Below are 10,330 nucleotides of genomic sequence, written 5' to 3'. Positions count from 1 at the left end.
GCCACCGCCGTGCCCTGCTTCGGGTCGCCAGCATCGTCTTCGGCCAACAGTTCGAACTTGGCCTTCTTGCCGCCGATGGTCACGCCCTTGGCGTTCAACTCGTCGATGGCCATGCGAGCACCCAACTCGTTGTCCTTGCCGAGATGGGCGATACCACCGCTCGTGGGACCGACGTGGCCGATCTTGACGACCATGTCTTGGGCATAGACGCCCGTGCCGAGCATGAGTGCGGCGGCGGCAGCGACGGATTTCATCATGTGTGCGTGCTTCATTGAGAGTCTTCTCCTGGTCGGTTCTTAGAAGTTGTGGCGAATGCCCATCGCCACCGAGCGGAAGTCACCGCCGTACAGATTGGCCGCGTTGTCGTCGCGCTTGGTATAGAAGCCGTAGACCTTGGTGCGCTTGCTGAGGTTGTAGTTGATGCCTGCGGTGAACTGCGTGGCTTCGCTGTCAGCGAGCGAACCGTTCTTGCCGGCTTTGCCGACATTCAGGTGCAGTTCCGTCTGACCCACGGTATACATGCCGGACAGGCGGATATTGGTGCGGTTGCCCACTTGGGCGCAGGCAGCGGGAGAAGCAACGCAGTCGAGCTCGAACGTATTGTTCTTGTCACGCTGGATATAACCGCCGAAGGTGAAGGCGCCCATTTCGTACAGGGCGCGTACCGCGAACTGGTGAGCATCGCCGTTCTTGGCGTAGCCGGCACCCAGGTGCAGCGGGCCGCCATCCCAGTTAACCGCCGCGTCGTAGGTCTCCTTCGCAACGCCTTCGCCCAGGGTGCTGGCGAAGTCGAAGGTTGCGCCGCTGAAGGTCGGCGAGTGGTAGGCCACCTTGTTGGCGTTGTTCGACACATAGGCATACAGCGCGTCCGACGACGTGCCCGTGTCGTGGTTATGCATGCTGACGTAGTCAGCGGTGGCGTAGTAGGCCTCGCTCGTGAACCGGCCCAGGCGGATGGTACCGAGGCCGCTGCTGCCGAGATTCACTTCTGACTGACGTCCCCAGAACTCCTTATTTGCGACGCCAGTGTCGGCTGAAAAGCCGTGCTCGATTTGGAAGCCGGCCTTCATGCCGCCACCCAGGTCTTCCGTGCCCTTGAAGCCGATACGCGACGAGTTGTTCTGCTCGACCCACTCCGACGAGCCGTTGCCGACCTTCTGGTTTTCAATTGTTTCGTTGATGCGACCATAGATCGTCACGCTCGATTGCGCGAAGACCGGGTTGGCCGCACAACCGATGGCCAAGCCAGCGAGTGCGAAGGAAATGTATTGGGTATGTCTCATGTGGATCGGTAAATAGGTATTTTGAATAGTTGCCCCAAAACCAGCGATGCGGCTTGTTCGACGCCCCGCTGGCCCCTGCACACCCCAGAGCTCAGGCGGTGTGCTCGGGGAGTGTTCTCGAGAAGATCGAATCGATGCTCCCAAAGTTGGCACGTTGTTTGGTGGTGTTGACACGTCTTTAAGGTGAACTTGGCCGGTTTGACGATGGTCGCCGAATAGTCTTACGGCCGTCAAAGAATCCCGTACTCAGGACAATCTCGATGCCGAACCATCTGCGACCGTTGTTGGTCTTCGCCACCTTCGTCCTCTTTATCCTCGCCGGGTGCAGCCGCATTCCCGACAGCGTGAAGATCGGTGTGGCTCAGCCACTGTCCGGGCCACTCAAGCCGATGGGCACCGACATGCTGGACGGCGTACAGCTCGCAGTCAATGAACTCAACGCCGCCAACTTCAACATCCACGGAAAGCCGGTGCGACTGGAGGTCGTGTCTGCGGACGACAAGGCGAGCCCCGGCGAGGGAAAGATTGCTGCACGCAAGTTGGTCGACGCCGGCGTGGTCGCGGTGGTCGGGCATCTCAATTCCGGAGTGAGCATTGCGGCCGCACCGATCTATGCGCAAGGCAGCATTCCCCAGCTCGCGATTTCAACCAAGCCCGAATTCACCCGGTTGAATCTGGCGACAACCTTGCGTCTTGTCGCCAACGACGACTTGCAGTCGAAGGCGTTGGGCTCGTTCGCAGCCACCCAGATTGGCGGAACGAAGTTCGCGGTGGTCGACGACGGCTCACCATACGGAAAGGGCTTGGCCGATCTCGCGGACGAACAGATTCGGCTGAAAGGCCAGCCCGTGGTGTTACGCAAAGGCCTTGACGACAAAACCACCAATTTCGCAGGGCTGATCAGTGAACTCCGAAGCACCGGGGCAGACGTCTTCGTCACGACGCTCGCCGATTTTCAAGTCGAGGCACTGATCGACCAACTCGTTCGGGCCGGGCTGACAAAAATCCAGATCATCGGCAGCGACAACATCAAGACGAGCAGTCTGCCCAAGGCTGTCCGTGGCATTGCGGCGGTCTACGCTACGTCACCCATCGTCGAAACGGAGGAGTTCGTCGGAGGACGCGCGTTCCTGCAAAAATTCCGCCATGCCTACGGGCACGATCCCGTCTACGGAGCGCAATACGCCTACGACGCGATCTACATTCTGTGTGCTGCGATGAAGCGCGGTGAATCCGTCGACCCGGAGAAGGTGCTTGCCGAACTCAAACGCATCGATGCGCTCGCACCGGTGACGAACAACATCCGTTTCAAGCCAGACGGTGAGCAGTTCTACGGTGTGGTCAGCGTCTACAAGGTTCGAGGTGGACGCTGGGAAGCAGTGACGCGCAGCGATACCTGGTAGCCGGCGACCCGACGTCCCCAGCCTCCGGACCGAAGGATGGGTCTTTCGGCCTGCACCTTGCCGGGACATGCCCAATTCAAAGTTCGGACTATGAGGCTGAGAGTATTTCGATCATGCCCGCTCATCACGCCAAAAGGCACCTGCTCGTCGTTGCAAAGCGCAGCCATAGCACGAGCTATGGCTGCGCTTTGCGCCTGGATCAGGCGCCTTTTGACGTGCTGCTCGGACACGCTCGAAGTACTCTCAGCCTCTGAGCTCGAAGGCTGTCACTTCGCCACCGGCTGGCATCCTTCGCGGTCGCCCGCTTTACCCCCAGCGTGGGCTCTACTCCCGCGCGATGTGCTTCGCGTGATAGTCCAGTGTCTGGTCCAAGGCCTTGTCCAGCCGCTCGCGCAACGCCTGCTGGTCGGCGGAGGTCTCGAGCAGGAAAGGGATGGCTTCGTAGCCGCTCGTCGGCTCATCCGTCGAGCAGCAGAGCCACTTGCACAGCCAACTTGCGAGAGGCTGGTCGAGCTCCTCGGCAAACTTCAAGGTGTACAGGACCTCCTCGGTCGAATGCCCGCCATCGAACACCAGTGCCATCATCGTGTTGAGACGGTGGAATCCGAGCGGAAAGTCCGGCTCCTGCTGAGCAAGGTGCTGGGCGAGCCACTCACTCAGCCATGTTTGACCCGATGGTCCGTTCACCACTGTCTGGCCCTTCAGCAGCGTGTTTTTTGTGAAGCCGGAGGGAGCCCGCGACGACGCCGCATCCGGGGCGACGACCCTGTCGTGCGCGTGGTCCTTTCCGATAGGACGCAACGTATTGAAGTGCGTGACCTTCGGCTGGTAGTGGAGCCAGTTTCCAGGCTCGCGCGCCAGCAGCTGGCCCTCGACCTGAACCAGCATCGACATTTCCGTCGGCTTTTGAGGCCGGACCTTGGCAGAGTAAGTGGCGTTGGCACGAGCCAGCCAAGACGGAATAGGTCCCGGAGACCGAAGGGAGAGGCCACGTGCGGCGGATGTGGCGAGCAGCGGAACCAACACGGCCTCAACACCTGAGGTCACCTCCACCAGGCAGGGGCGCAATGTGGACATCGATGGCCTGCCGGCGAACTCCTTAAAGCGTGGACAAAGCGCGTGCCACGGACGGGGGCCTTTGTCCCACTGCGAACTTTGCGTGAGGTCGTGTCGCACCCAGTGTCGCATCTCCTTGGCGATGTAAATCATGAGCCCATTTTTGGCGCGTTTCTCCAGCCCTTCGAGTATCCCGACGAGCCCCTCGCCCAGTCGCCGGGCAGCTGTCAAGATCCCCTCGGGAGGATTGCGAACCAGATCCTCGGCCAGCAGTGATTCGAAGGTACGGCCGTAGAGGCTATCTACGAGTTGCGGGGTGGAAACGTCCTGCCGCAACTCACGGGCGAATTCCTGGAATTTCCCGTGGAGTTGCTCGTTTCGCAAGCTGTGACTGCAGTCGCCGACGAGGCGCAATACGCCGTTGCGGCTGAAAGAGGCTGAAAGAAAAAGCTTCCTCGCGTCGGTCATCAACCCTGTCGCTTCGGGAGCGGCGTCGCAGCGTAGCAGGTGCATGGCGGCGACGAGAATGCTGCGAGGGGTGCGCGGCGCTTCTCGCGGCGCGTCGCTACGCGTCTGCGACAAGGGGCTGATGATGGCGGCTTCCAGCCTGCCAACGAGTTCCGGGGTCAGCAGACGCGTCCTCAGCGACTTGATGCGGCCGTTGCCGTCAAACACGACCGGGCCTGGACATTCCAGGGAATCGGCCGGTGCTTCGCCGCGTCCTTCAAGCTCTGCATGGGCATCAGCAACGATTGCGCTGGCGACCGCCGGGTCGATCCACTCCCCGACGAATCGTCGCCTTAGAACTCCCGGCAGCGGCAGCGGCGCCAAGACAGCATGCTTGGCCGAGGAATCGGAAATAGGCAGACTTGCACGCGGAAGCAGGGATGGGCCCGCTCCCCGCGGTCTCAATGGGGGGGCAGTGGTGCACGCTGCGCCCGAGGGTGTTGCGACGCTTCCCCACGGGGCCAATGTGGCAGAGGTCGAAGTGTCGTTCGGGAAGGACATGGACACGGAAGTCAATCGCATGGTGAAGGCATGATCAATGGATACAGTAGGCGCGAATCTAGCCGCATCGGTTGGCGCGCTCTGGCGCAAAGCCGAAAAGAACGACGGCAGAGCGAAACTGTCTGCTAGGGCCCAGGTGAATAAATTGATCGAAGCCCAAATGCGCGCTGATAGAAGTCGCGTTGGCATGTGAGGGACGATCTCAGAGGCCGAGGGGCCCCAGCCTTTCGCGTAAATGGACTACGGTTCGGCTGCTCACCGTCATGCCATCCTGGACCGAGGCAGGATCCGGTCCGACAGGACCAGCCGACTTTCGGTCCTATCGCATCGACACCCGAAAGAGTTACGTGCGCAGTGCGATCCTCGATCGCGCTTCACCTCCCTACAGTTCGATTTGAGAACCTTCCAATGAAGATCACCCCCACATTCCTGGCGTTCGTTCCATCAAGCTCGGAAGCTTCCGAGTTCAACAGCGTGCCAGGCGCGCTTCGCTACAAGCCTGAGGATGACGGCGACATTCCACAATTCGTGATTTCCGACAAAGGCAAGCGAGTGGTGACGCAATACCGTGCGGGCATCGACCAACTTCGCAATTTCCTTGTAGAGAACAAGGCGCCTCGTCATGCGGCAGCAACCGAGGCGCTGCGTACGTTTGAAGGTCGTGTGCTGGAAGGTCAGGCAGGGTTCTATTCGTCGCGCATTTCGCACGTTTACAACGACGGCAAGAGTGCGCTCGACACGCTATGTGCCGAAGTTCGAAACCCTGACATTCCGATCTCGACGCGCGTATCGGTCGTGGAGAACCTGGCAGAGGGACTCATGGTCTGCTCCGAGGGCACCGTTACCAACCTTGTGAAGGCCGCACAGGATCTTCGAATGAGCACCGGCGGGATGAGGGTGTACGCGAAGAAGGCTTGGGAGGACATTTTCGAGCAGACCGTTCTTGAGTTCTGCAATCGCAAGCATGGCGGCAAGAGAAACTACGCCGTGGAAGAAATCCATTACGTCAACGGATACCGGAACTTTCTGGCCAAAGACTTCGGTGTCGCAGAACGAACAGATGCTTTCGTGCCGACACGGGCCATCGAGAATCACCTCGATGAGGCAAGAAGCTTTGTCGCCGAGCGGGTGACCGCCGACGCCTTGGTCCGATCCATGGCCGAAAGCTGCTTGGCCGAGGTGCGTGAACATCTCAAGGACTACGTTAACAAGTCACTCTGCGCTGACAAGGCATGGGAGTGCTACGAGAAGTGCGACAACTCGCTGGATGAGAGCCTGAAGCACCGCTTCGGCAATATTGATTCCTTGATGCTCATCAGCGAGTCTGAGGGCAAAGGGACTGAGGATGAACCTTACACCGTCATCGATCAACCGACTCTCCTGATGCGCGCGATCGCACGCAACCTGATGAGGGATGCCGATGTGTTGGAGAAGGAGAAGTTCATCCCGGTGGACTGGGAATACCCAGATGCCGGCCCGAAGAAGATCAAGCGCATCACCGACGAAAGCTTCTACGTGAAGGAGCACCGGGAGGGCAAGACGCATTACCGCAACCCATATCCTTCGGACCTAATTCCGGATTTGATGCCGTTAAATCTCATGAAGGCGGCCCTCATGTCAACCGATGATCCCCAGCAGCTTCGCCTGATCGAGCCGGCAACACTTTGGGCCAAGATGCGCGAGGACGAGGGTGCGGATGTGCTCGACACCTTCACGCATCCAGCGGTTCGCAGATACCGCGCGGCGGATCGGACGAACGACACCGCGCTGGAAGAATTGGCCCTCGAGGAGATCATGCGTGATTCGCCCGAGCGCCAGCAGCAAGCCCTGTCCAAGCTGATTGGCAATGGCGAAATCGCCCTTTCGGTCCGGATTGCGGAGTCACTGGACTACGCGGACTGGCACGACAGCAATGGCGAGAACGTTTTGCATCGTGCCGCGAGGATGGGCTGCAGCGAGGTGCTGGATAAGCTGCTGCCAAGAATGGCGGAGAGCGCACCGCCAGACGGTTGCTTGTCTTTCTTGGTCAATGCGTTTTGCTTGGACATTCCCCCAGTGGCTGAAAGGAACAAAGCCGGCGAAACGCCACTGATGCTCGCGGCGCTATCCGGTGACGAGGCGACGGTGCGGGTTCTGCTGAAGCACGTGTGGGTGCACGGAATATCGATTGTCGGCATGACGGCGTTGATGTACGCCGCAAGCAGGGGGCACCATCGTGTGACACAAATTCTGCTGGAGATGAATGCCAATCCAAGGGAACAGGACCACCAGCGCCGGACCGCCCTGCACATGGTCAGGGACGTCACCACGGCCCGCGTGCTGATTGGGGCCGGCGCGAACGTGAACGCCAGGAACGAGTATGAAGAGACGCCGCTGATGACCGCCGTGGATACGGACAATGCCGCGCTTGTCGATCTGCTGGCCTCGATGAGCGATCTGAAGCGGACCGACGACAAGGGTGAAACCGCGCTGATTCGCGCGGCCAGAGGAAAACAGGCGTCCCTCAATGCCCTGCTTGCCTGCGGGGCCGATGTCAATTACCAGCCAAGCAGTGGGTGGACGCCCCTGGCCGCGGCCGCGAGTTTCGGGAACGTCGACATCGTCCAGCGCCTTATCGATCAGGGCGCCACGATCGACAAAATATCCGTCGATGGCAGGACAGCGCTTTGTCTGGCAGCCGATCGCGGGTGGGTTGACGTCGTCAAACTCCTGCTGCAGAAGGGTGCTGCCCCTACATTGGTCGATAAAGAGGGGAATTCGCCGCTGATGCTCGCAGCCATGCAGGGTCATCATGAAGTCGTCACGGCACTGCTGGCCGGCATGAAACCCGGGACACCCGATGGACTACATGAGGCGGTGCGCCTTGCTGGCGAACATGGACACGAGGCCGTGCTGAATCTGCTCCAGGCGGCGCTGCAGGACGCCAGATAACAGGCATCCTGCCGGGACGAGCTTCTTTGCGCCGCTCAAGCCCGCGCCAAATCCTTAGTCAGCTACGGCGGCCCCACGTCATGCGTGCACGTTCGTGAGGATGTCGTGGCGGGTATGAAACTCCTGACGCACGTCGGGTTCTCTCTGGTGAATTCAACAGCGCACGGCTACATTGACGGGACGGGACAGCAGACGCCAACGGACGCGTCGGCAGCCCGGTCCACGGGAGTTCATGTCATGCCATATGCCCATCGCTCGGCCCTGGGTGAAATCGACAGCCTGCATCGCGAGCCGCTACCAGGTGCGAGCGAATTCATCGCCAATGATCACCCTGACGTGCAGCGTTTCGTCGGCAACCCCTCTTTAGGCGAAACCTTTACCCAGCTCGATGCCGAGTTCGTTCGGGTCATTGAAGACGTGATCGACACATTGATCATGAAGAACCTGCTTGCGATCACCGACCTGCCGGCGCAAGCGCATGCCAAGCTTTTCACGCGCAAGGGCCTGCGCGACAAGCTGCATGGAAAATCGCTGCGCCTCTTCCCGAATTCCGGCTTCTCCCAGGTGATCGACGACACGGGCTTCGGGCCGCTTTGAGCGCGAATCAGATCCCCAAAGCCTTGCAGAAAGAGGTCGTGCTGTATAGCCCGCCGTGACATGGCAAAAGTCGGTCGGCGAGCGAAGTGTTGCACCTCAAGAAGCCGCGCTTCGCGCGGCTACATCTCGCTCGCTACGCACCAGTCATTGCCGCAGGTTCTCTTTCGAGCTTGAATACCGCGACCGCGCTGACGAGTTGTTCAGCCTGGACCTTCAGGCTCTCGGCTGCCGCCGCCGACTCTTCCACCAGGGCCGCGTTCTGCTGCGTGACCTGGTCCATCTGGCTCACCGCCTCGCCCACTTGCGACACTCCGGCACTCTGCTCGGTGCTCGCGGCACTGATCTCGCCCATGAGGTCGGTCAGGCGCCGGATTGACGACACCACTTCATTCATCGTCGTGCCCGCTTCATCGACCAGCACGCTGCCCTGCTCCACCCGCTCGACGCTGTCGGAAATCAGCGCCTTGATTTCCCTGGCCGCCTCGGCGCTGCGCTGCGCAAGCGTGCGCACTTCGGAGGCCACCACCGCAAAGCCGCGACCCTGTTCGCCGGCGCGGGCGGCTTCGACCGCCGCGTTGAGCGCGAGGATGTTGGTCTGGAACGCAATGCTGTCGATGACGCCGATGATGTCGACGATCTTCCTGGAGCTATCGTTGATGCCCTTCATCGTGTCCACGACCCTGCCCACGGCCTCTCCGCCGCTGACAGCCACGGTCGATGCACTGAGCGCCAGTTGGTTCGCCTGCCGGGCGTTGTCAGCGTTCTGCTTCACGGTGCCTGAGAGCTGCTCCATGGACGACGCGGTCTCTTCGAGCGCACTAGCCTGCTCTTCCGTGCGCGAACTGAGGTCGCTGTTGCCCTGCGCAATTTGCGCAGAAGCCACCGCCACCCCCTCGGAGTTTTTGCGCACGCCCGACACCACCTTCGCCAAATTGCCCTTCATCACCGACAGTGCTTCCAGCAACTTGGACACTTCGTCCTGCCCTTCGACGACGATGGGCACCGTGAGGTCGCCATTTGCCACCGCATTCGAGGCCCGCACGGCATGATCGAGCGAACGTGAAATCCCGCGGATCAGGAAGAAGCCGAAGCTCATTGCGAAAAGCAGCCCCGCGACGATAGACGCGACACACACATTGCGGATGAGCGCGTAGCGTTCCATGGACGTGTCATAGGTGCGCTTGCTTTCGTCGAGCTGAAACTGCATCAAAGCCTTGATGCCGTCGGACACAGGGGCATACAACGGTCGCACTACTTCCACGACCAAGCGCCGGGCTTCCTTCACGTCGTTCGCACGCAGGGCCACCAAGGTCGGCTTGAGGCCTTCGACGACGAAAGTCTTTCGGTTCACGGCAAAGGCCTTGGCCAGCTTGTCCTCTTCGGGGGTAAGCGAGGTCGCCATGTACGCATCCCACAGCTTGGTGATCGCGGTGATGTTGGATTCCACTTGCTCGACGGTCTTGCCGATCTCCTCTGGAGTCGGCGTCACCAGTGCAACCGCGATCGCAAGGCGATTGCGCAGCAGCCGCTCCTGAATTTCAGCCACCTGCCCCATGGGCACGGTTCGATGCAGATAGACCGATAGCAGCGCAGCATTGGTTTGCGAGATGCCGAACAGGCCCAGTCCGCCGATCCCCAACAACAGCACCGACAACGCGCCGATCAGAACGATCAAGCGCGTGGAAATTCTCAACTTGTTCACTGATGTCTCCAGAGCTAGACGACTCCCTGCCGATCATTTTTCTGGGGCTGTCAGTATCTCGTCAGTCGAGCGCATGGCTTGCTCAGATGAATGGGGCGAAGGCAGCTCATTTGGATGCTCCTGATAAGGCCGTCGGGTTGCCTTGATGGAGATGGGTGTGATTTTTGGGAGACCCCTCACCCCAACCCTCTCCCCCCGCCGGGGGAGAGGGAGCCGTAATGCATTACTTCGAAGCGGGCCCACAGCGAGCTGGCCTGTATTGCTCCCTCGCCCCTTCGGGGAGAGGGCTGGGGTGAGGGGCCTGGGCCTCTGAGCAAACATGAACTTGTCATGCGTTAGCCCGACTTCTT

At 60.4% G+C, this 10,330-nt stretch carries 7 protein-coding genes; 3 read left to right on the top strand and 4 right to left on the bottom strand.

Translation table 11 applies throughout. The annotated features are described in order from the left end of the window. Both AC30NL_RS07605 and AC30NL_RS07600 read right to left on the bottom strand, forming a co-directional pair. The coding region (locus tag AC30NL_RS07605) for an ABC transporter substrate-binding protein (protein ID WP_489463404.1) at positions 1-257 on the bottom strand (257 nt) is incomplete at its 3' end. A 39-nt stretch (positions 258-296) separates the two neighbouring features. After that, positions 297-1,283 carry a porin gene (locus AC30NL_RS07600; protein ID WP_489463403.1) on the bottom strand — a complete coding sequence of 329 codons (987 nt, stop codon included), beginning with the start codon at positions 1,281-1,283 and terminating at the stop codon, positions 297-299. A gap of 260 nt (positions 1,284-1,543) precedes the next feature. Here AC30NL_RS07600 and AC30NL_RS07595 point away from each other — a divergent pair, with 260 nt between their 5' ends. Continuing rightward, positions 1,544-2,686 carry a branched-chain amino acid ABC transporter substrate-binding protein gene (locus AC30NL_RS07595; protein WP_489463402.1) on the top strand — a complete coding sequence of 381 codons (1,143 nt, stop codon included), beginning with the start codon at positions 1,544-1,546 and terminating at the stop codon, positions 2,684-2,686. Positions 2,687-3,010: 324 nt separating this feature from the next. On the opposite strand, the gene AC30NL_RS07590 is transcribed toward AC30NL_RS07595, so the two are convergent. Continuing rightward, positions 3,011-4,573 carry a hypothetical protein gene (locus tag AC30NL_RS07590; protein WP_489463401.1) on the bottom strand — a complete coding sequence of 521 codons (1,563 nt, stop codon included), beginning with the start codon at positions 4,571-4,573 and terminating at the stop codon, positions 3,011-3,013. Positions 4,574-5,626: 1,053 nt separating this feature from the next. On the opposite strand from AC30NL_RS07590, the gene AC30NL_RS07585 reads away from it, so the two are divergent. Beyond that, a complete protein-coding gene (locus AC30NL_RS07585; RefSeq protein ID WP_489463400.1) occupies positions 5,627-7,681 on the top strand; it encodes an ankyrin repeat domain-containing protein in 2,055 nt (684 codons plus the stop codon). A 237-nt stretch (positions 7,682-7,918) separates the two neighbouring features. Further along, positions 7,919-8,278, top strand: coding sequence for a hypothetical protein (locus AC30NL_RS07580; protein ID WP_489463399.1), 360 nt, complete (start codon positions 7,919-7,921; stop codon positions 8,276-8,278). Between the two features lie 133 nt (positions 8,279-8,411). Here AC30NL_RS07580 and AC30NL_RS07575 read toward each other — a convergent pair whose 3' ends face one another. After that, positions 8,412-9,980 (bottom strand): methyl-accepting chemotaxis protein, encoded by a 1,569-nt coding sequence (locus tag AC30NL_RS07575; RefSeq protein WP_489463398.1) that lies wholly within the window; start codon positions 9,978-9,980, stop codon positions 8,412-8,414. Positions 9,981-10,330 lie beyond the last annotated feature (350 nt).

Origin of the sequence: Rhizobacter sp., from assembly GCA_021153565.1 — a bacterium.
Lineage (GTDB): Bacteria > Pseudomonadota > Gammaproteobacteria > Burkholderiales > Burkholderiaceae_C > Albitalea.
This window is presented reverse-complemented; position numbering and strand designations above follow the sequence as displayed.

Excerpts from the sequence above, each read along its gene's own strand:
- AC30NL_RS07585 (WP_489463400.1), top strand. The coding sequence starts at position 5,627 with ATGAGCACCGGCGGGATGAGGGTGTACGCGAAGAAGGCTTGGGAGGAC.
- AC30NL_RS07580 (WP_489463399.1), top strand. The coding sequence starts at position 7,919 with ATGCCATATGCCCATCGCTCGGCCCTGGGTGAAATCGACAGCCTGCAT.
- AC30NL_RS07600 (WP_489463403.1), bottom strand. The coding sequence starts at position 1,283 with ATGAGACATACCCAATACATTTCCTTCGCACTCGCTGGCTTGGCCATC.
- AC30NL_RS07595 (WP_489463402.1), top strand. The coding sequence starts at position 1,544 with ATGCCGAACCATCTGCGACCGTTGTTGGTCTTCGCCACCTTCGTCCTC.